This is a genomic window from Anaerozeibacter quisquiliarum (genome assembly GCF_051162045.1).
In the GTDB taxonomy this organism is placed as follows: Bacteria; Bacillota; Clostridia; order Christensenellales; family Aristaeellaceae; genus Anaerozeibacter; species Anaerozeibacter quisquiliarum.
Genome location: NZ_JBISDI010000001.1, coordinates 85,849 through 106,543, shown reverse-complemented (window position 1 = coordinate 106,543; position 20,695 = coordinate 85,849). Strand labels below are relative to the sequence as shown.

The following is a 20,695-nucleotide window of genomic DNA, read 5'->3' as shown; positions in this document are numbered from 1 at the left end:
TCCCCCTTATGTGCGGTAGTTGCCGTTGATCTTGACGTAGTCGTAGGTCAGGTCGCAGCCGTAGGCAGTGGCCTGCGCTTCGCCCTGGTTCAGCGCGATGTCGATCGTGATTTCCTTTTCAAGCAGCACCCCTTTCGCTTCGGCCTCGTCGAACGCCAACCCGAAGCCCTGCCGGCACACGGCGATCCGGCCGGCGGGGGAGGAAATGTCCACGTCGATCGTATCCACCCGGAAGTCGCCTTCGGTGTAGCCGATCGCGCACAGGATGCGCCCCCAGTTGGCGTCCGCGCCGAACATCGCCGCCTTGACGAGGCTGGACATCACGACCGACCTCGCCACCGCGCGCGCGAGGGGGCGGTCGGGCGCGCCCTTGACCCGGCACTCGATCAGCTTGGTCGCGCCCTCGCCGTCGGCGGCGATCCGGCGCGCCATGTCGGCGGCGACCTGGTGCAGCGCTGCGCAAAAGGCGTCGAAGTCCTCGCCGGGGCCGTCGATCACCGGATTGCCCGCGAGGCCGCTCGCCATCACCGACACCATGTCGTTGGTCGAGGTGTCCCCGTCGACGCTCACCATATTATAGGTATCGTCGACCACCAACGAAAGCGCTTTTTGTAACATTTGGGTTGTGATGGCGCAATCTGTGGTGACGAAGCTGAGCATGGTCGCCATGTTGGGCCGGATCATGCCCGAGCCCTTCGCGATCGCGCCCAGCACGACCGGCACGCCGCCGATCATAACGCGCGCCGCCGCTTCCTTGACGGCCAGGTCGGTAGTCATGATGGCCTGCGCCGCGTCCGCCGCGCCCGCGGTCGAGAGATTCCCCTTGAGCATCCGCACGCCGTCCTCGATCGGCGCAAGGTTGAGCGGCTGGCCGATCACGCCGGTCGAGGCCACGATCACCTCGTCCGCGGGCACGCCGAACGCCTCCGAGACCAGGCGGCACATGGCGCGCGCGTGCCCGACGCCGCCCAGGTTGCAGGTATTGGCGTTGCCGCTGTTGCAGATCACCGCGCGCGCAAAGCCGTTTTCGAGGTTCTCGCGCGTGACGGTGATCGGCGCGCCGAACACCTTGTTGCGCGTATAGACCGCCGCGGCCGTGCAGCGCGCCTCGCTCACGATCACCGCCAGATCCTTCTTGGTCTGATTTTTGCGAATGCCGCAATGTACCCCGCCAGCGACAAAGCCCTTGGGCGCGCACACCCCGCCGTGGATCCATTCGATGTTCATGCGAGTATCCCCCTATATTCAGGAAGTCCCAGCGCCAGGTTCATGTTCTGCACCGCCGCGCCCGCCGCGCCCTTGCGCAGGTTGTCGAGCACCGACGTCAGCACCATTTGAGCCTCGTTGCCCTGTACGTAGATTTGAACCCCCGGCTGTCCGGCCATCAGGCCCACGGGCAGGAAGCCGTCCTCACGCGCGGGCAAGACCTCGACCAGCGCCTGGTCCGCGTAGTAGGCGGCGAGTCGCTCGATCAGCTCGGCGGGCGTCAGGCGTTTGCGCATGCGCCGCGTCCACAGCGGCACGCTGACCGCCATGCCGCGGTAAAAGTCGCAGATGACCGGTGTGAACAGCGGCGGTTCGTCAAGCCCCGCGTAAGCGCGCATCTCGGGCAGGTGCTTGTGCTTGAGCGACAGGCCGTACTGGCGGGGACTGCTCAAGGCAACGGGCCGATCGGCGGCCTGGTACCCGGCAATCGCCGCCTTGCCCGCGCCGCTGTAGCCGCTCAAGCCCTGGCAAGCGAACGGGTAGTCGGCGTCCGCGAGATGAAGTTCGATCAGCGGGCGCACCGCCAGCAAAAACCCGGTGGCGTAGCAGCCGGGGTTGGCGATGCGCCGGGCGGCGGCGATCGCTTCGCGCTGGCCGGGGGCCAGCTCGGGCAGGCCGTAGACCCAGCCCTCCGTCACGCGGTGCGCCGTGCTGGCGTCGATGACCACGGTTTTTGGGTTTTCGACCAGCCGCACGGCCTCGATCGCCGCCGCATCGGGCAGGCATAAAAATACCACGTCCGCCTCGTTCATCAGCGCCGCGCGCGCTGCGTCGTCCTTGCGCCGTTCGGGATCGATTTCGAGCAGCTCGACGCCCCCGTGCTGGTTTAGCCGCTCATAAAGCTCCAGCCCCGCGGTGCCCGCCTGGCCGTCGATGAATACCTTCGCCATACGAGGCCCTCCCATCCAGAGATGCATAATTATTCAAGATTTATGATATTATATTCGTTGCGTGCGGTTGATTCAACCATTTTTGTGTAAAAAATGGCGGCGGGCGCGCTACAAAATCGGACCCTTGCATCGACGGGGACAGCATGAAATCCTCAGCCCGATCCTTCGAGAAAGGCGGCACAACCCTTGCGTTTCCCTTGCGCACGGCGCGTCGGTCTGCTATAATAACCCTCCACATAATAATGCCAGACTTTATCTTCATGGTATCCTTGATTCCCGGAGGTGAATGCCCCGTGCGCATCTATCGAACCGCCCAAGTGGCCGGGGCAACCGGCGTTCATCCAAACACGGTGCGCCTCTATGAGCGGCTGGGCTTAATCCCCGAAGCACATCGGCAGGCAAACGGCTATCGCGCGTTTACCGGCTTTCACATCGAACAGATTCGGCTGATCCGGATGGCCCTGCAGACAGAGATCGTTCAAAATGGACTGCGGAAGCAGGCGGTTGAGATTGTCAAGACCGCGGCCAGGCGCAACCTGGACGAAGCGCTTGGCCTGGCCAGGGACTATTTGCACAATATCCAGAAAGAGCAAGGCCATGCGCTGGAGGCCATCCGGCAGGCGGAGACGATTTTGAAAGACGCGCGTCCAGCCGCCATCCCGTCCATGAAGCGCAAGGAAGTCGCCCAGCATCTTCAGGTATCCATGGACACGCTGCGCAACTGGGAACTGAATGGGCTGCTTACCGTAAAGAGAAAGCAAAATGGCTATCGATGCTACACCGAGGAGGATATCCGTCGGCTAAGAATCATTCGCGCCCTCCGCTGCGCCAATTACTCGCTCGAGGCAATTCTTCGGATGCTGAACACATTGTCGCGCGATACGGATGCCGACATGGGGCGGGCGCTCAATACGCCGGACCTGGAGGCGGACGTCGTGTCGGTGTGCGACAGACTGCTTACATCGCTGCGGGAGGCGGAAGCCAACGCGCGCGATATGCTCCGCCAGATCGGAAAAATGAAAGATTTATAAACCCTACACTTTGCCACCAGCCTTTCAAACGATGCTATGCTTACTTGCGTCAATTGAAAGGGGGATGGATTATGGAGACAGCCATCAGTGTCACCGGGCTCAACAAGTCATTCGGCTCTCTGCGCGCCGTCGAGAGCCTGAGTTTCTCGGTATCCAGCGGAGAGGTCTTTGGCCTGCTGGGCACGAACGGTGCGGGTAAGACAACCACCATCGAGTGCGTCCTGGGCACGAAGCGCGCCGACAGCGGGAAGGTATCGATCTTGGGCATGGATCCACAAAAAGACCGCAAGAGGCTGTTTCAGGCGGTGGGCGTCCAGTTTCAGGAGGGCGCCTATCAGGACAGGATCGCCGTCCGCGAACTGTGCGAAGTCACGCAATCGCTGTATGCAAGGCCTGCGGATTGCCGCAAACTGCTTGGACAGCTAGGCTTGTCAGACAAGGAGAAGAGCGCGGTATCGGACTTATCCGGCGGACAGCGGCAGCGCCTGTTCATCGTATTGGCGCTGATTCCAAACCCCAGGGTCGTCTTTCTGGACGAGCTGACCACCGGGCTTGACGCCAGGGCGCGGCGGGCGATTTGGAAATACCTCGCCGAGATGAAGCGAAAGGGCCTCGCCGTCTTGCTGACCTCACACTTCATGGACGAGGTTGAAGCGCTCTGCGATCATCTGTTGATTTTGAAAAACGGGCGGTCCGTGTTTTCCGGCACGGTTCAGGAAGCGGTCTCGGCCAGTCCCTACGATCGGTTTGAGGATGCCTACCTTTGGTTTACGGGCGAGGAGGATATGATCGATGAAGACATTTAGCGCCATGCTGAAAACGGAGCTCAAGCTTTCCCTGCGCGCCATGGACATGCTGATTTTCGCCCTCATCATGCCGGTGATCGTCTTGGTCATCCTCGGGGCCATCTATGGAAACCGGCCGGCCTATGACGCAGCGCCCTACTCATTCCTCGCGCAGTCCTTTGGCGCGGTTTCGAGCATCGCCATCTGCGCCGGCGGCGTGATGGGCCTGCCGCTGGTCGTGTCCGAATACCGCCACCGGAATATCCTCAAAAGGTTTAGGGTGACGCCTGTCTCGCCTTTGTTGATCTTGATGGTACAGGTGGCCGTCTACGCGCTGTACGCGCTCGCCTCGCTTGCTCTCGTCTATTTAACCGCCGCCCTGTTTTTCGGGTTTCGGCTGGAGGGATCATGGGTTCAATTCCTGGCATTCTATCTGCTGGTCATGATCTCCATGTTTAGCCTCGGCATGATGGTGGGCGGCATCGCGCCCAACGCGAAAATCGCGGGGGTTATCGCCAGCCTGCTCTATTTCCCCATGCTCATTTTTTCGGGCACGACGCTGCCCTATGAGGTTATGCCGCCCATGCTGCAAAACCTGGCGGACGCCATGCCCCTGACGCAGGGCATCAAACTTCTGAAGGCGACCGCCCTCGGGTTGCCGTTGGCTGATGTCATGTTTCCGATTGCGCTGATGGTCGCGTTGGCCGTCGTGTGCACCGCGATATCGCTCAACTTCTTCCGGTGGGAATAGACGGCAACCCAAACGAAAAGGCGGCGGCACCCGCAAAGTGCCGTCGCCGTGTTCTTTCTACCGTCCCCGGCCGCCGCCGCCGCCGATGGAGCCGCCGCCTCCGCCCGAGCGGCCGCCGCCAAAGCCGCCGCCCCCGCCAAAGCCGCCTCCGCCGAAGCCGCCTCTGCCGCCGCTGGATCGGCCGCCGCCTCCGCCGATGGAACCGCCGCCGCCGCCCGAGCGACCGCCGCCGAACGGACCGCTGCCCCCGAACGGGCCGCCGAAGCCGCCGCCGCCGAACGGGCCGCGCGGGGGCCGCGGACCGCGCCCGCCGCTGAACATGCCGCCCAAAAAGCCGCCGAACAGGCCGGGCAGGCAGCCGCAGCCGCCCCTGCGCCCCATGCCCGAAATGAAGGACATCAGCACCACCAGCAGGATCAAGCCCTTGATGATGTCTCCGAAGCTGAAGCCGGTTGAGCCCGTGGCGCGCGGTGCGCGCTTGGACGCGGGGGGACGAACCGACCGGGCGGTGCTGTCCGGGATGTCGTCGTTCACGGTGAGGTTCAGGTTGTAGATGGTGTTCAACTGCCGAAACAGCGCGTCAAAGTACTCGCGCGCGCCCCGGTCGTAGTCCTTGACCGCAAACCAGGGTTCGAGGTACTCGTCGGCCAAGTCGCCCATGGTGCTCGATGGCAGGCTTTCCAGCAGCCCCGTGCCCTGCAAATATTGGTAGGTGTCGTCCTGGATCGCAAGCAGCACCACGATGCCGTTGTTCTTTTCCTTCGAGCCCACGCCCCATCCATTGAGCAGCCGATAGACGTAGTCGGCCGGCTTGATGGAGCCGGTGGTGCCCACGGTGACGAACGCGATTTGAGCGCCGCAGGCCTCGTAAAGCCGGTCGTTGTTGTAGATGATGTGGGCCTGGGTCTCGCGCGTGAGCACGCCCGCGGCGTCCAGCACGTAGAAGTCGGCGTTCGGCTTCACGACGTCGGCCAGCACGGGCACGGACAGCGCGAACAGGAGCGAAAGCGACAGCAGCACCATCAAGCACTTTTTCATCGGCATGCCCCTAACTGAACAGCGCGAGCGGCTTGACGCCGGTCATGTTGGCGAGCAGGCGCGCCGGAAAGGCCGACAGCTCCCGGTTGAAGTCGGTCGCGTATTCGTTGTACTTGTCGTGGCGGATCAAGTCGCCCGCCGCCTGAAAATCCCGGTACTGCGACAGCACGTAATTGCGGTCGGTCGCGGACAGCGCGGCGTTGTCGATCGCGGTGTACAGATCCTGCACCGCGCGCTCGCACGCAAGGTTGGCCCCGTTTTTGTCCTCGATCGTCGCGGCATACGAAAGCTGGTCGGCCGCGTCCTTCGCATGGGCGGTCAGCGCTTTGTCGATCGGGTAGTTGCCCGCGACGCTCGCGATGTTGTAGGCGCAGTCCGCGCGCGTCTTAAGGTGCTTGTCGATGGACAGGCCCATCGACTGGGCGGTGCCGCTGAAGAACACCCGCTCGTTGTCGGCGCGCAGATTGCTGAGCGCGCGCCCGCTGCTGAACGACAGCGAAAACACGACGCATGCGGCGAACACCAGCCAGGCGATCGCGCGGTTTTCGGATAGGCGCATGGTCTTCCTCCTAAATTATTGCCGGATCTCAAGCAGTTTTGCCCGCAGCTGGCTCTCGATCGAGGCCAGCTCGGCTTCGGCGGAGCGGCGCTTCTCGCGGCCTTCCTGCTGAATGCGCAGCACCTCGTCCATCGTCTCGATCAGCGTGGCGTTGGTCTGCTTGAGCGTTTCGATGTCCACGATGCCGCGCTCGGATTCCTTGGCGGTCTCGACCGTCGCCATCTTGAGTTTGTCGGCGTTCTTCTTGAGCAGCTCGTTGGTCAGGTCGGTCACCGCGCGCTGCGCCTCCATCGCCGACTGGGTGTGCTGCATGCCCAGCGCCAGCACCATCTGGCTCTTCCACAGCGGGATGGTGTTGACGAGCGAGGACTGGATTTTCTCGGCCATGATCTGGTTGCTGTTTTGGAGCAGCCGGATCTGCGGAGCCATCTGAATGGAAATGTTGCGCGTCAGTTCCAGATCGTGCAGCTTTTTCTCGAAGCGGTCGATCTTGGCGGCCAGGTCGTTGGCGGCCTGTGCGTCCTCGGGCAGACGGCTGGTCTCGGCCTTGAGCCGCGCCGCGGCCAGATCGTTCGCCTTGACGCTTTCCAGACGCACCCGGCCGGCCTCGATGTACATCGACAGCTCCTTGAAGTAGCTCAGGTTCTGCTCGTAGAGCTGGTCGAGCGTGGCGATGTCCTTGAGCAACTGCACCTGATGCTGCTCGAGGCCGTCCACGATCTTGCCCACGTTGACCTCGGCATGGTCGTAACGGGTCTTCATCATTTGAAGCTTGTCTATCGACTTCTTGAAGAAGCCGAGGAAGCCGCCTTTGTTCTCCTCGTCGATCGTGAAGCCGCGCAACTCCGTGACCAGGCCGGCGATCATATCGCCCACCTCGCCCAGGTCCTTGGTCTGCACGCTCTTGAGCGCCGAGTCCGAGAAGCTGGCGATCTGCTGCTGAGCCGACGCGCCGTAGGAAAACACCAGGTTGGTGTCGGTCACGTCGATCTTCCGCGAAAATTCCTCGATCAGCTTGCGCTCCTCGGGGGTGAACGCGGGGCGCACCTCCTCAGGGCGGATTTGGGGCCGCTCCTCGTCGGCTGCCTTCGCCACGGCCACCGCGGCGGCGCTCGAAGCGGCCTCCGGCGTCAGCGTCAGCCGGATGGGCGTCGCCGCGCTCTGCGCGGATATCGCCGCTTCGGCCTGCTCGACCGCCTGATCGGCCATGCCGATCACCCGGTCCACCTGGTCACCCGATTCCACCGTCAGTTTGAGTTCGTCTGACATTGCCAACATCCTCCTTCATTGCTTGCCGGATGCCCTCGTCGGTCAGGCCGTCGCCGGCCATCATGGTCTCCAGCACCTGCACGTCGCTTGTCATGTCCACCGCGTCGTCGCGGTAGAGGTTGTCGAGTTGCTTCTCAAACGCCGCGGCGATCAGGCCGAGGCTGTTCTCCACGCTGCGCATGGCCTTATCGATGTGCTCGCCGCGAACGGTAACGCCCGCCATCTCGCGGTACTGCTCGAGCAGCTTGGCCGTGGTAGGCAGGTAGTACTTGAGGAACTTGCGCACCTGCCCCGCGCGGGCCGGCTTCTCGGCCACCGCGGCCAGGATGGCTTTGCCCGCCTTATCCATGCGCCCCAGCTGCGCAGAAATGGCGGGGGACATGCCCTCGGCCGCCCCGCGCAGCTTGTCGAGCTCGGCGCGGCTGTCCCTGAGCTCCTGATCGAGCCCCTTGTCGCCGCTCGCGAGCTCGGCCTCCACCACCCGACCGGGGAAGAACTTGCCCGCGACCAGGTAGCAGACCACCGACAGCCCCGCGGCCATCAGGATGTGCGGCGTCTTGTACAGCGGCAGCGCCAGTCCGTACAGCAGCCAGGCCGCCGCCGCGATGTAGATCGGAATGGCCGAACGGATGGTCTTGGTCTTCATGGTATACACCTCCGCGCCGTCTGAATCGATATTCCATATTGTAGCCGAAAACCGACACGGGCGCAACATGCAATTGGTTGCCCAGGGGGCGCAATGTATGATTTTTTGTTTACATTGTGGCGTGGGATTGTAAAACGCGTTTGAATTATGATAAGATGAAAAATATGAGACCGATCGTGATGATGGAAAGGGAGGTGCCCTATGAAGCGGAGAATCGGAATCCTGACGGCGGGCGGGGACTGTCCGGGGCTCAACGCCTGTATTCGCGGCGTGGCGCGTGCGGCGTACGAGCTGTTTGACGCCGAGATCGTAGGCATATCGGACGGCTTCGGCGGGCTGATTGAGGGGCAGTACCACGAGATGTCCAAACGCGACTTCTCGGGCATTCTGACGCGGGGCGGCACGATCCTGGGCACCTCGCGCACGCCCTACCGCGACATGCGCGTGATCGGCGAGGACCAGGTTGACAAGGTGGCGGCGATGAAGGACACTTATAAGTGGTTGAAGCTCGACTGCCTGGTGACGCTGGGCGGCAACGGCACCCACAAGACCGCCAACTTGCTCAGCGAAGAGGGGCTCAATGTGATCGGACTGCCCAAGACGATCGACAACGACATCTGGCTGACCGATGTGACGTTCGGGTTTCACACCGCGGCGGCGACCGCGACCGACATCATCGACCGGCTGCACACCACCGCCGACAGTCACGGGCGGGTGATCGTGGTGGAGCTGATGGGCAACAAGGCGGGCTGGCTGACGCTGCAGGCAGGGCTGGCGGGCGGCGCGGACGTGGTGCTGCTGCCGGAAATCCCCTACGACATCGACAAGGTGGCCCAGGCGGTCGAGGCGCGCGGCAAGAGCAAGAAGAACTTTTCGATCATCGCGGTGGCCGAGGGCGCGCTGTCGAAGGAGGAGTCCGCGCAGAAGCGCAAGGACCGCGTCGGCGACAACCCCTACAAGACGGCGGCGCACCGCATCGCCGAGCAGGTCACCAAGAAGACCGGCTACGAGGCGCGCGCGGTGGTGCCCGGCCACATCCAGCGCGGCGGCAGCCCATGCGCCTACGATCGGGTGATCTCCACCCGCTTCGGCGTGCATGCGGCCGAACTGATAAAGCAAGGCAAGTACGGCGTGTCGGTGGCGCTTAGGGGCGACGAGGTGACCCACAACCCGCTGGGCGAGGTGGCCGGCAAGACCAAGCTGGTGCCGCCCGATCATCAATTGGTCGAGACCGCGCGGGATATTGGCATCGTTCTGGGCGATTAGGCGCGCCGACGCGCGTGACACGCGAGCTGACCGAGCCCCGCAAGGGCCGGATGCCCGAGTATCGATGGGGGAATTCTTCAAAATATCGCCACAATTGCACCTTTGATTGGACAAAATTGTCTAGTATACTTAAAATCACAGAAAGAGGTGATGCCGAGGACAAATGGCAGACGGCGACAAAGACGGCGGTGGTCATCACAACAGACCCGCATCGCGGGCTGCGCCATAGGAGCGGGTGGCCGGCGCTGAACAATTTCTACATAGGCAGCCTGGGTTTGCGCACGGTTTTCCCCCTTCTTTGCCGCGCGCGCCCGGGCTGTTTATTGGCGTCCATTTGACCTGGTCCCGCGTTCCTGCTATAATGCCCATAAATCCAAACGGAGCAATGAAGGGGAGACTGCTGACGATGGCGACGCAGGAGGTATTGGAGGCGCTGACGTTTTTTGACGAGCGCTTCCCTCGACAGGCGCTCGAACAGGCCATCGAGCGGCGCAAAGAGGTCACGCCCGCGCTGCTGGACGCGCTGGATTACGCGGCGGACAATGCGCGACGGATGGCGGACGAGAATTCCGACTATAGCCTGCATATTTACGCCATGTACCTGTTGGCGCAATTCCGGGAGCGCCGGGCGTTTCCGAAGTTGATCCGCATCCTGACGCTGGAAGAAGAGCTGGTGGATTTTCTGCTGGGCGATACGCTGACCGAAGAAATGCACGCCATGCTGTGCGATACCTTTGACGATGATTTGCCGCTTTTGCGGTCGGTCATTGAGAATAGATGTTTGGACGAGTTCGCTCGCGGCGCGGCGCTCGACGGATATGTACGGATATGCCGGGACGGCAGGGTGAAGCGCGACGCGTTGCTGGGCGACATGAAGCGCTGGCTTGCCGCGGAGGACGACCTGGATTTCCTTACCTATGCGGCCGACAGCTGCATAGGCGCTCATATGTTGGAGCTCATCCCCGATGTGAGGAAGCTGTTCGACGAGGACGCCATCGACCCCATGATGTTCGGAGCATACGACGACTTCATCGACGCGATATTCAATTATGACAACGACAGATACATAAAGTCGCACATCGACGACGCGATTGCCGAGATGGAAAGCTGGGCCTGTTTCGATCGGGAGAAAAAACTGTCGCCAGGGCTGATGGAAACACCCAATCCGTCCAAGCCTCGCCGAAACGATCCCTGCCCCTGCGGGAGCGGGAAAAAGTACAAGAAGTGCTGCCTGGACGCCGGTGAGATCCCCGAGGGCGCACTGCTCAAGGGTTATCCCAGCCTGCAAAAGCGCGGGGACGGTACGGCGTTCGCCGATTGCTACGACGACGACGCGATTGCCGTCGACATCCCCGTCTACAAGGCGTTTCATTGCCGCGCGCCCATGCTTTCACGCGTCACGCAGGCGCGGCTTGACGTACGGCGCATCGGCTTCCTGCTGGAAGCATACGCGCTGTTCCGGCAGCTGTGCCGGCGCGAGGGGATCGAGCGTTTCTCGGATTTCGACGCGCGGTACATGGTGCATTACCGCTCGGAGCATTGGGTGAGGGAGCTTGCGCGGCTGTTGATCGCGCATGACGGGCAGTTCAAGCAGCCGGATCGCTTTGACGAGGTGAGGGATGTGTTCGTGCGCTTCGGGGGGAAAAACCTCTTGGACGAGCCGGAAGACGACGACGAATGGGAGAAGCCCGGTGACGCTTGATGAGGCCATGATGCGCGAGGCGCTGCGCGAGGCGCACGAGGCGCTTGCCGCCGGCGAGCTGCCCGTGGGCGCGGTGGTTATGCGGGATAAAGCGATTATTTCGCGCGCGCGCAACGAACGCGAGCAGATGGGAGATCCCACCGCGCACGCCGAGGTGTTGGCGCTTAGGAGGGCGGCCGAGGCGCTGGGCGGCTGGCGCTTGACCGGCTGTACGCTGTACGTGACGCTCGAGCCCTGCGCCATGTGCGCGGGCGCGGCGGTGGCCGCGCGCGTGGAACGCGTCGTCTGGGGCGCGCCCGACGAGCGGGCGGGCTGCGCCGGCAGCCTGTACCGGCTGACCGAGGACGCGGCCTTCGCCCATTACGCGAAGAGCGACGGCTACGTGCTCGAGGACGAATGCCGGGCACTGCTGGACGCGTTCTTCGGCCGCCGCCGTTAATTTCCTCCCCAAGGCTTGCACCGATCGGTTAATCCGCTTATAATTATGCAGATATGGGAAAGAGGACGCCTGATGGACGATTGTGACACCACGCTGCACGAACTCAAGGAACAGGTGCATCGGCTGTGCCTGCGCAAGGGCTGGGGCGTGGACGGCGTTCAGAACCCGCAGCAGGTGGCCATGGCCATGACGGTGGAGATGAGCGAGCTGCTCGAGCACTTCCAGTGGCTGGGGCCCGAGGGCATCGAGCGATTGATGCGCGGCGGGGACGAGGCGCGCGTCGGAAAGATCGCGGAGGAGTTTGCCGACATAATGATGTACGGATTACAGCTCACGCGTACGCTGGGCATTGACATAACGCGCGAGATATTGCGCAAAATTGACATCGTAGACCGACGTCCGAACAGCCGCGCCGAACTTCAGGCCCGCGGCGATCTGTGCGGGCGGTAGTGGTCTCAACTGGGAGGAATCGCCTTGTACGACAACATGTGCCTGGTGCTCGACTTGGGCGGGCCGCACAGCGTCGCGATCGCGCGCAAGGTGCGCTCGTGCGAAATCTACTGCGAGGTGCTGCCCTACGACGCCGAGATCGGGCGGATCATGAGCCGCGCGCCGCGCGCGCTGATCGTGGCGGGCGGCGAGGGCAACCCGTTCCGCGAGGACGCGCCGCGCCTGTCCGAGCAGGTGTACGCGCTGGGACTGCCGATGCTGGGGCTGGGCTTTGGCGCGGGCGTGCTGCTGCGCGCCCTCGGCGGCCGCGCCGTGCGCAGCATGCCCGGCCGGCAGACGGTCGAGGTCAGCTTCGGCGAGAGCCGGCTGTTCGAAGGCGTGTCCGACAGCGAGCGCTTCGTGGAGCGGCTGGACGAGGCCGAGCTGCCAGGCGGCTGCCGCTCGATCGCCCGGATGGGCGACTGGTCGGTGGCGTTCGAGGATGAGGAGCGCAAGATGTGGGGCGTGCAGTTCTACCCCGAGCAGAACGACCCGGACGGCCTCAAGATTTTGGGCAACTTCGCCGCCTCAATCTCGGGCTGCGAGCGCAGATGGACGATGGAGCGGTTCATCGAGGAGGAGGCCGAGCGCATCCGCCGCGCGGTGGACGACCGGCCCGTGGTGATGGCGATCTCGGGCGGCGTCGATTCCACGGTGTGCGCGGCGCTCATGCACCGAGCGGTCGGCGACCAGCTGCGGTGCGTCTACGTGGACACCGGCTTCATGCGCTCGGGCGACAACGATGCGGTGCGCCGCGCGTTTGAGAAGCTGCCCGGGCTCAAGCTCACCCGGATCGAAGCGCGAGAGCGCTTCCTGCGCTGCATCGAGGGCGTGCAAGACTCGAAGGCCAAGCGCGAGGCGGTCGCGCAGGAGCTTACGCGCGTATTCGAGGAATACGCGCGCGAGTTGCCGGGCGAGACGTACCTGGCGCGCGGCGCGACCTACGGCGATCTGACGAGCCGCCGGTCGGACGAGGCCCGGCCGGCCCCGCCCGGCTTTATCTCGCTGATCGAGCCGCTTAAACGGCTGTTCAAGGACGAGGTGCACCTGCTGGGCGAGGCGCTCGAGGTGCCCGAGGAGGTCATGCGCCGCCAGGCCTTTCCCGACGCCGGGCTGGCGCTGCGTTGCCTGGGCGAGGTGACCGAGGAGAAACTCGGCACATTGCGCGCCGCCGACCGCATCTTCCGCGACGAGATCGAGGAGGCCGGGCTCGACCGCAAAATCCGCCAGTACTTCGCGGTGCTGGCCGACCTTAAGACCGGCGGCAAGGGCGGCTACACGCTGGCGCTGCGCGCGGTCAACTGGACCGGCGGATCGGCGGTCGCCAGCGCCTACCGGCTGCCCTACGACCTGCTCGAGCGCGTCGTGGAGCGCATCATGGGCGAGGTGGATCGCGTCGTGCGCGTCGTCTACGACGTGACCAGCCGGTCCAATGACATCGAATGGTAGGACGGGCACAAAGGATACCCGCGGGGAGGGATGCGCTTGATTATTCGCCATGGGGCGGAGGAGCTGTACGGTCAGAGCGTGCAAAACACCTTTGTCGCCTACGACGATCTGGAGGAGGAACTGGGCCAGGCGGTGGTGATTGAGTCGCACTTAGCCGTGCTGTGTGCGGGCCGGCCGCACCATCTGATGATCCGCACGCAGTGCGAGAGCGAGGCGCGCGACGCGCTGATCGGCGCGGCCACCGCCCGCGCGCTGCAACTGGCGCGCATGGAGCCCGGCCTTGCCGCGCGCGTCTATACCGAATGCGAGCCCGACGACGAGAACCGCATGCGCGCGCTCGAGGCGCTGGGCTACCGCGACGACGACGGGCTGGTCAGAATGCGCAAGCACCTGTCGCGCGGGCCCATCGTGAAGCCCCTGCCGGCCGGCTGTACGATCGTGCGCGACTACCTGATCGACGAGGACGAAAGCCGCTTCTTCATCGAACGCTACAATTTAACATTCGCGCGCACGCGCGATCTGAATTGGCTTAAGTCGCTCAAGGCGCTGCCCAATTTCGCGCGGCTGCTGGTCGTAGCAAACACCGGGCTCGCGGGCGAACTGCTCACCTGGTCGGACGGGGACGCGGGCGTCGTGGGCATCATCTGCGTAGCGCCCGCCTGGCAGCGTAAGGGCGCAGCCAGCTATTTGTTGGAGCTTTCGCGGCTGTACTGGCTGGACAAGGGGCTGCGGGAAGCCTACTTCGACGTATGGACGCGCCTGACCGGCGCGGTGCGGCTGGCCGCCACGTCGGGGTTTCGGCCGGAGAAGATGCTGATGCGCTATCCGGGGATCGACGTCTATTGACGCCGAAACCAATAATACACTTGCAAGCGGGGGAATTTTCGATGAGGAAGTATGCTGTCGCCGTGGTGGGCGCGACCGGTATGGTAGGCCAGCGGTTTGTATCGCTGCTCAGGGATCATCCGTGGTTTGATTTGAAGGCGCTCGCGGCCAGCCCGCGCTCGGCCGGGCGCAGTTACCGCGAGGCGGTCGGCGGCCGCTGGGCGTTTGATTGGCCGATGCCCGAGGCGGCGGCCGGCATGACCGTGATGGATGCCGCCGATGCGCAGGCCGTCGCGGCGGGGGTGGACTTCATCTTCTGCGCCGTCGATATGCCGAAGGACGAGATCCGCGCGCTTGAAGAGAAGTACGCGCGCGCCGAGACGCCGGTGGTGTCCAACAACTCGGCCTTCCGCTACACGCCCGACGTGCCCATGATGATTCCGGAGGTCAACCCGGAGCACATGGCCGTCATCGAGGCGCAAAGGAAGCGCCTCGGCACAAAGGTCGGCTTCGTCACCTGCAAGCCCAACTGCTCGATCCAGGGCTACGTGCCGGCGCTGACGCCGCTGCGTGAGTACGGCGTCAGGCAGATCAGCGTATGCACCTATCAGGCCATCTCGGGCGCGGGCAAGACGTTTGACACCTGGCCGGAGATGGCGGACAATGTGATCCCGTTCATCGGCGGCGAGGAGTTCAAAAGCGAGGTCGAGCCGCTGAAGATCTGGGGCAGCGTGCAAGGCGGCGAGATCGTGCCGGCCGAGCGCCCTGTAATCAGCGCGCAGTGCTACCGCGTGGCGGCGGCCGACGGCCACATGGCCGCGGTGTCGGTGGCGTTTGACAAGAAACCCGCCCATGAGGAGATCCTCGAACGCTGGCGGAATTACGAGGGTTTGCCGCAGCGCTACCGGCTTCCGAGCGCGCCGGAGAGATTCATCACCTACTTCACCGAGGACAATCGCCCGCAGACCCGGCTCGACCGCGACCTGTACGGCGGCATGGGCGTGTCGGTGGGTCGGTTGCGCGAGGATTCCATTTTCGACTACAAGTTCGTGTCGCTGTCGCACAACACGCTGCGCGGCGCGGCGGGCGGCGCGGTGGAGACGGCGGAGCTGCTTTGTCACGAGGGATACATCCCGCATAAGTAACGCTGCCAATGGGGTGCGGGCGACCGTGGGTCGCCCCTACTACAGGCTCTTCTCGACCGGGAAAGGCGGTGCGCATGAAGACGCAGTTGTTTACCGGAACCGGCGTGGCGTTGGTCACGCCCTTTACGGAAGACGACGTAGACCTACCCCTGATGGGCGAGTTGATCGACCGGCAATTGGCCGCCGGGACCGACTGCCTGGTGGTGCTGGGCACCACGGGCGAACCCACGACGATGACCGAGCGCGAGTGCGACGCGGTCATCGAATACACGGTCAGACGGGTGGACGGGCGCGTGCCGGTGGTGGTGGGCGCGGGCGACAACGATACGCGCCGTGCGCTCGAGAAGTGTCGGCGGCGCACGGAATCGGGCGCGGACGGATTGCTCACGGTCACGCCTTACTACAACAAGGCCACGCAGGACGGCATGGTGCGCCACTTCGAAATGCTGGCCGACGCCGCGCGGGTGCCGCTGATCCTGTACAACGTGCCCTCGCGCACGGGGGTCAACCTGCTGCCCGAGACGGTCAAAAGGTTGGCCGCGCACGAGAACATCTGCGGGTTTAAGGAGGCCAGCCCGTCGATCGTGCAGTTGAGCGAGGCGGTCCGGCTGTGCGAGGGGCAGCTCAGCGTGTACGCCGGCAATGACGACCTGGCACTGCCCGCGATGGCGGTCGGCGCGCGCGGCGTGATCTCGGTGATCGGCAACGCGTGGCCGGAGCAGGTCGTGCGGATGACCGACTGCTTTTTCCGGGGCGAGCTTGAGGCGGCGCGCGCGGCCTACCAGGAGATGGCGGTGCTGACGCGGCTGCTGTTCCAGGAGGTCAGCCCGATCCCGATCAAGGCGGCACTGCGGCTGATGGGCTACGGCGACGGGCGGCTGCGCATGCCGCTGACCGATATCAGCAAGGATAACGAAGACGAGCTGCTGCTGGAGCTTCAGCGGCTGGGGCTTGTAAGAGGACGATAGAAGGTAGGGATACGGATGAAGATTGCGTTGGGGTCGGATCACGGCGGGTACGAGCTCAAGGGCCTGATCGCCGAGCATCTGCGCGCGCGCGGGTTCGAGACGGTCGATTTCGGCAGCTACGACGCCGAGCGGGCCGAGTACCCGGTCTACGGCGAAAAAGCCGCGCGTGCGGTGGCCGCGGGCGAATGCGAGCTGGGGGTGCTGATTTGCGGCACCGGCTGCGGCATTTCGCTCGCGGCCAATCGCGTGCGCGGTATCCGCTGCTGCAACTGCTCGGAGCCGGTGACCGCGCGGCTGTCGCGCCGGCACAACAACTGCAACATGGTGGCGCTGGGCGGGCGCATCGTGGGCGCGGAGACGGCGCTTTCGATCGTGGACGCGTTCGTCGATTCGTCGTTCGAGGCCGGCGGCCGGCACGAGCAGCGCGTCGCCATGATTGAAGCAATAAACCGAAATACATAAGGGGGATTTACTCGTGTACAGGATCGTTCGCAAGGACGTGCTCAACGAGCAGGTATCGCGCATGGTGGTGGAAGCGCCGTTCGTGGCGCGCCACGCGCAGCCCGGCCAGTTCATCATCCTGCGCGTCGACGAGGAGGGCGAGCGCGTGCCGCTGACCATCGCGGCGTTTGACCGCGAGCAGGGCACCGTCACCATCATCTACCAGAAGGTGGGCGCGAGCACCCGACTGCTCGACACCAAGCAGGAGGGCGAGGGCCTTCACGACTTCGTGGGCCCGCTGGGCAAGGCCAGCGAACTCGAGGGCCTGAAGCGCGTGGCGGTGGTCGGCGGCGGCCTGGGCGTGGCGATCGCCTACCCGCAGGCCAAGGCCCTGCACGACATGGGGGCCGAGGTCGATCTGATCGTGGGCTTCCGCAACACCTCGCTGATTATCCTCGCCGATGAATTCGATGCCGCCTGCACCAACCTGTTCGTGATGACCGACGACGGTTCGAACGGGCACAAGGGCTTCGTGACGCAGGCGCTCGAGGAGCGGCTGAAGGCGGGCGTCCAGTATGACGCGGTGATCGCGATCGGCCCGCTGATGATGATGAAGGCGGTCAGCGAGTTGACCCGGCCCTACGGGATCAAGACCATCGTGTCGATGAACTCGATCATGGTGGACGGCACCGGCATGTGCGGCGGCTGCCGCGTAACCGTGGGCGGGCAGACGAAGTTCGCCTGCGTGGACGGGCCGGACTTCGACGGCCACCTGGTCGACTTCGATTCGGCGATCCGGCGCGGGCGGATGTACCTGGACTACGAGCACGAGGCCAACGAGCACGCGTGCAGGCTCGAAGGCATGGGAGGTACGAGGTAGATGGCCAACATGCAGCCGACAAAGACGCCGATGAACGAGCAGGACCCGATCGTCCGCGGCAAGAATTTTCAGGAAGTGGCGCTGGGCTACACCGCGGAGCAGGCCAGGAATGAGGCCGAGCGCTGCCTCAACTGCAAACACCGCCCCTGCGTGGGCGGCTGCCCGGTGGGCGTGCGCATCCCGGATTTCATCACCCGCGTGGCGCAGGGCGACATGGCGGGCGCGTACCAGATCCTGAGCGGCGACAACGCGCTGCCCGCGGTCTGCGGCCGGGTGTGCCCGCAGGAGAACCAGTGCGAGCAGGTGTGCGTGCGCGGCATCAAGCATGAGCCGGTGGGCATCGGGCGCTTGGAGCGCTACGTGGCCGACTGGGGCATGGCGCAGGGGATGGCCCCGAGCGCGCCTGAAAACGAGAACGGCATCAAGGTGGCGGTCGTGGGCTCCGGCCCGGCCGGGCTATCGTGCGCCGGCGCGCTGCGCGCCCGGGGCTACTCGGTCACCATTTTTGAAGCGCTGCATACGCCGGGCGGCGTGCTGATGTACGGCATCCCCGAGTTCCGCTTGCCCAAGGCGCTGGTGCAGCGCGAGATCGACACGCTGAAGAAGATCGGCGTTACGATCGTGACCAACGTGGTGGTGGGCAAGTCGATCACGCTCGACGAGCTGCTTGCAGAAGAGGGCTTCGCCGCCGTGTTCGTCGGCAGCGGCGCGGGGCTGCCCAACTTCCAGAACATTCCCGGCGAGGATCTGTGCGGCGTGTACTCGGCCAACGAATTCCTGACGCGCATCAACCTGATGAAGGCGTACGATAAGCAGTCGCGCACGCCGGTCAAGGTGGGCCGGCGCGTCGCGGTGATCGGCGGCGGCAACGTGGCGATGGACGCGGCGCGCAGCGCGCTGCGCATGGGCGCGGAAAAGGTATCGATCATATACCGCCGCAGCGAGAAGGAGATGCCGGCGCGGCTGGAGGAGGTGCACCACGCCAAGGAGGAGGGCATCGAATTCAAGCTGCTGACCAACCCGACGCGGATAGGCGGCGACGAGCGCGGCAATGTTCGATCGATGGAATGCGTGGAGATGGAACTGGGCGAGGCCGACGCGTCGGGTCGCCGCAGGCCGGTAAAGAAGCCGGGCAGCGAGTTCACGATGGACGTGGACACGGTGGTGGTGGCGATCGGCAACAGCCCGAACCCGCTGATCGCGTCGACGACGCCGGGGCTGGCGACGCAGAAATGGGGCGGACTGATCGTGGACGAGGACACGCTGAAGACCTCGCGCGACCGCGTCTACGCCGGCGGCGACGCCGTGACCGGCGCGGCCACGGTGATCCTGGCGATGGGCGCCGGCAAGCGCGCCGCCGAAGCGATCGATCGGCAACTGAACCCCACCCGCGCGTAGGCGCTGACGGGCGTCCGGAGGGGCGCACCCGACCGCGCCCGGCGGGCGAGGAAGGGAGGGTGCCAGCCCAATGAGCGAGCGAGCATCCAGGCCGGATGGGCTGGGGCGGCCCTTGCGGATTGGGTGAAGCCCTTTGGCGGGGTTTGGGGCGGAACCCCAACGTACCCCCGTTCCCCGCGCCGCCGTATTGATAACTCAAGCAATCGGACCGGAACGCCGAGTTCAGGCTACGGCGGCGCGGCGTTCCCGATGTTCTGAAATATAGAGACGCTGCCGACAGGCAGCGTCTCTATATTTCAGGACGAGTCCGTCCCTGTTGCGTAAAACAGGGGGGTGTAGCGTCCGGGGTCACCCCCCTGGCTCTCTGACGATCACCCCTGCAACCCCTTCACATACGCCACAACCTCATCGATGGCTTCCCGCCTGGCAAAGCAAATATCCTTCCCATAATTTTCGATGAACGCTTTATCCTCCGCCGTGCGCCGCTCCGCGGGGACCTTCTGCGCCATCGCCTTGGGCACCTTCATCATCAGACGGTGGAATAAGCTCATCTTGCTGAACAGCTGATTGCCCCGCAGGGCAAAGGGCCGGACGGCCTCCCGATACGGTTCGGGTACATTGTTCATGAACATCTGCCGGTACTTCTCCTGTTCGGTGGGGTTGGTCATCCCGACCATGCACAGCAGCAGCCGCTTGTTCTTCAAGGCGTCCAAATGCTTTGCGATGCGCGCAAAACCATCCACGCGCCCCGCGTAGAGCCCGCCCACGTGGATCACCACGTCATAGCGGAGCAGGTCGTTCAGGCGGATGCGCTCGACCTGTTCGGCCTGACAGTCCAAGGCGTCGGCCAGCCAGAGGGCGTATTGCTTGCTGCTGCCGTACTTGGTCTTGTAGGTCACAATGATCTTCATGTCAAACCTCCTTGTATTCGCTCCAGATTCCGGATCATCTTCAGCATCACCTTGCCGGCCGCATCGCGCTCTTGCGAACCGATGCCCTCGTATAGACGGTCGAGGAATGCCTGCGCATGGACGGCGGTTTGCTCCGCGCGGGTCCGCCCCAAGGCGGTGATGCGCACGCTGCGGCTGCGGCGGTCGGACGGGCTTTCCTCGATGGTGACGAGCCCTTGCCTTTGCGCGACCTCCAGCATCTTGGCGATATTCTGGCGGCTGGAATCCATCGCGTCGGCAATCTGGGTAATCGTCGGAGCCGGTTCATCGGGCAAGTCCATGATGTTGCGCAGCAAAAACCATTGCTTCGTCGATAGACCGTCTACCATCTTGTCCACGACGAATTGCAGCTTATTGGACAGCACAAAGGTGCCGCCAAACAGCAGGTACTTCGTGTTTCCGGGCGGTTTCACGTCAGATCCCCTTTCACGCCATATAGGCAATCCATTGCGCATTATAGCAACGAACTGCCTGTTTGTCAATACGGCGGACGGGCCCGCCCAGAAAT

General features: G+C 64.1%; 22 protein-coding genes. 14 read left to right on the top strand and 8 right to left on the bottom strand.

Annotated elements, in window-relative coordinates; genetic code table 11:
* Nucleotides 1–6: 6 nt before the first annotated feature.
* Both argJ and argC read right to left on the bottom strand, forming a co-directional pair.
* Nucleotides 7–1,227, bottom strand: coding sequence for a bifunctional glutamate N-acetyltransferase/amino-acid acetyltransferase ArgJ (gene argJ, locus ACH6CV_RS00485; protein ID WP_456356185.1), 1,221 nt, complete (start codon nt 1,225–1,227; stop codon nt 7–9).
* Nucleotides 1,224–2,156 (bottom strand): N-acetyl-gamma-glutamyl-phosphate reductase, encoded by a 933-nt coding sequence (argC, locus tag ACH6CV_RS00480; RefSeq protein WP_456356184.1) that lies wholly within the window; start codon nt 2,154–2,156, stop codon nt 1,224–1,226. The genes argJ and argC overlap by 4 nt, the downstream gene beginning before the upstream one ends.
* 293 nt (nt 2,157–2,449) lie before the next feature.
* Between argC and ACH6CV_RS00475 the strand changes: the two genes are divergently transcribed.
* The 3 genes from ACH6CV_RS00475 to ACH6CV_RS00465 all read left to right on the top strand — a co-directional run bounded on the left by ACH6CV_RS00475 (nt 2,450) and on the right by ACH6CV_RS00465 (nt 4,723).
* Nucleotides 2,450–3,187 carry a MerR family transcriptional regulator gene (locus ACH6CV_RS00475; protein ID WP_456356183.1) on the top strand — a complete coding sequence of 246 codons (738 nt, stop codon included), beginning with the start codon at nt 2,450–2,452 and terminating at the stop codon, nt 3,185–3,187.
* A 71-nt stretch (nt 3,188–3,258) separates the two neighbouring features.
* Nucleotides 3,259–3,993 carry an ABC transporter ATP-binding protein gene (locus ACH6CV_RS00470; protein WP_456356182.1) on the top strand — a complete coding sequence of 245 codons (735 nt, stop codon included), beginning with the start codon at nt 3,259–3,261 and terminating at the stop codon, nt 3,991–3,993.
* A complete protein-coding gene (locus ACH6CV_RS00465; RefSeq protein ID WP_456356181.1) occupies nt 3,980–4,723 on the top strand; it encodes an ABC transporter permease in 744 nt (247 codons plus the stop codon). Before ACH6CV_RS00470 ends, ACH6CV_RS00465 begins: the two co-directional genes overlap by 14 nt.
* Nucleotides 4,724–4,780: 57 nt before the next feature.
* Here ACH6CV_RS00465 and ACH6CV_RS00460 read toward each other — a convergent pair whose 3' ends face one another.
* Genes ACH6CV_RS00460 through ACH6CV_RS00445 form a run of 4 tightly spaced genes read right to left on the bottom strand, consistent with a single transcriptional unit; the run spans nt 4,781 to nt 8,235 of the window.
* The gene (locus tag ACH6CV_RS00460; protein WP_456356180.1) at nt 4,781–5,761 is read right to left on the bottom strand and encodes a TPM domain-containing protein; all 981 of its coding nucleotides are present in this window, start codon (nt 5,759–5,761) and stop codon (nt 4,781–4,783) included.
* Between the two features lie 10 nt (nt 5,762–5,771).
* Nucleotides 5,772–6,320: a LemA family protein gene (locus tag ACH6CV_RS00455; RefSeq protein WP_456356179.1), complete on the bottom strand. Its 549-nt coding sequence runs from the start codon at nt 6,318–6,320 to the stop codon at nt 5,772–5,774.
* Nucleotides 6,321–6,335: 15 nt separating this feature from the next.
* Nucleotides 6,336–7,589 carry a toxic anion resistance protein gene (locus ACH6CV_RS00450; RefSeq protein ID WP_456356178.1) on the bottom strand — a complete coding sequence of 418 codons (1,254 nt, stop codon included), beginning with the start codon at nt 7,587–7,589 and terminating at the stop codon, nt 6,336–6,338.
* Complete coding sequence (locus tag ACH6CV_RS00445; RefSeq protein ID WP_456356177.1) at nt 7,552–8,235, bottom strand: 5-bromo-4-chloroindolyl phosphate hydrolysis family protein; 684 nt, start codon at nt 8,233–8,235, stop codon at nt 7,552–7,554. Before ACH6CV_RS00445 ends, ACH6CV_RS00450 begins: the two co-directional genes overlap by 38 nt.
* 201 nt (nt 8,236–8,436) lie before the next feature.
* Between ACH6CV_RS00445 and ACH6CV_RS00440 the strand changes: the two genes are divergently transcribed.
* From ACH6CV_RS00440 to gltA, 11 genes are all read left to right on the top strand, one after another.
* The gene (locus ACH6CV_RS00440; protein ID WP_456356176.1) at nt 8,437–9,501 is read left to right on the top strand and encodes a 6-phosphofructokinase; all 1,065 of its coding nucleotides are present in this window, start codon (nt 8,437–8,439) and stop codon (nt 9,499–9,501) included.
* 385 nt (nt 9,502–9,886) lie between these two features.
* On the top strand, nt 9,887–11,203 hold the full coding sequence (locus tag ACH6CV_RS00435) for a DUF1186 domain-containing protein (protein WP_456356175.1): 1,317 nt from the start codon (nt 9,887–9,889) through the stop codon (nt 11,201–11,203).
* Complete coding sequence (locus ACH6CV_RS00430) at nt 11,193–11,642, top strand: nucleoside deaminase (protein WP_456356174.1); 450 nt, start codon at nt 11,193–11,195, stop codon at nt 11,640–11,642. Before ACH6CV_RS00435 ends, ACH6CV_RS00430 begins: the two co-directional genes overlap by 11 nt.
* Nucleotides 11,643–11,714: 72 nt before the next feature.
* A complete protein-coding gene (locus ACH6CV_RS00425) occupies nt 11,715–12,092 on the top strand; it encodes a MazG-like family protein (protein WP_456356173.1) in 378 nt (125 codons plus the stop codon).
* 24 nt (nt 12,093–12,116) lie between these two features.
* Nucleotides 12,117–13,580 carry a GMP synthase (glutamine-hydrolyzing) gene (locus tag ACH6CV_RS00420; protein ID WP_456356172.1) on the top strand — a complete coding sequence of 488 codons (1,464 nt, stop codon included), beginning with the start codon at nt 12,117–12,119 and terminating at the stop codon, nt 13,578–13,580.
* 36 nt (nt 13,581–13,616) lie between these two features.
* On the top strand, nt 13,617–14,426 hold the full coding sequence (locus tag ACH6CV_RS00415) for a hypothetical protein (protein ID WP_456356171.1): 810 nt from the start codon (nt 13,617–13,619) through the stop codon (nt 14,424–14,426).
* Between the two features lie 41 nt (nt 14,427–14,467).
* Nucleotides 14,468–15,550: an aspartate-semialdehyde dehydrogenase gene (asd, locus tag ACH6CV_RS00410; protein WP_456356170.1), complete on the top strand. Its 1,083-nt coding sequence runs from the start codon at nt 14,468–14,470 to the stop codon at nt 15,548–15,550.
* Between the two features lie 74 nt (nt 15,551–15,624).
* The gene (dapA, locus tag ACH6CV_RS00405) at nt 15,625–16,518 is read left to right on the top strand and encodes a 4-hydroxy-tetrahydrodipicolinate synthase (RefSeq protein WP_456356169.1); all 894 of its coding nucleotides are present in this window, start codon (nt 15,625–15,627) and stop codon (nt 16,516–16,518) included.
* A gap of 15 nt (nt 16,519–16,533) precedes the next feature.
* Nucleotides 16,534–16,980, top strand: coding sequence for a ribose 5-phosphate isomerase B (rpiB, locus tag ACH6CV_RS00400; RefSeq protein ID WP_456356168.1), 447 nt, complete (start codon nt 16,534–16,536; stop codon nt 16,978–16,980).
* A gap of 13 nt (nt 16,981–16,993) precedes the next feature.
* Entirely contained in the window at nt 16,994–17,839 is an 846-nt protein-coding gene (locus ACH6CV_RS00395) for a sulfide/dihydroorotate dehydrogenase-like FAD/NAD-binding protein (protein ID WP_456356167.1), read from the top strand.
* Nucleotides 17,840–19,237 carry an NADPH-dependent glutamate synthase gene (gene gltA, locus ACH6CV_RS00390; protein ID WP_456356166.1) on the top strand — a complete coding sequence of 466 codons (1,398 nt, stop codon included), beginning with the start codon at nt 17,840–17,842 and terminating at the stop codon, nt 19,235–19,237. It begins immediately after the preceding gene.
* A gap of 371 nt (nt 19,238–19,608) precedes the next feature.
* On the opposite strand, the gene ACH6CV_RS00385 is transcribed toward gltA, so the two are convergent.
* A complete protein-coding gene (locus tag ACH6CV_RS00385; RefSeq protein ID WP_456356165.1) occupies nt 19,609–20,148 on the bottom strand; it encodes a flavodoxin domain-containing protein in 540 nt (179 codons plus the stop codon).
* Nucleotides 20,145–20,600: a MarR family winged helix-turn-helix transcriptional regulator gene (locus ACH6CV_RS00380; RefSeq protein ID WP_456356164.1), complete on the bottom strand. Its 456-nt coding sequence runs from the start codon at nt 20,598–20,600 to the stop codon at nt 20,145–20,147. The genes ACH6CV_RS00385 and ACH6CV_RS00380 overlap by 4 nt, the downstream gene beginning before the upstream one ends.
* Nucleotides 20,601–20,695: the final 95 nt, after the last annotated feature.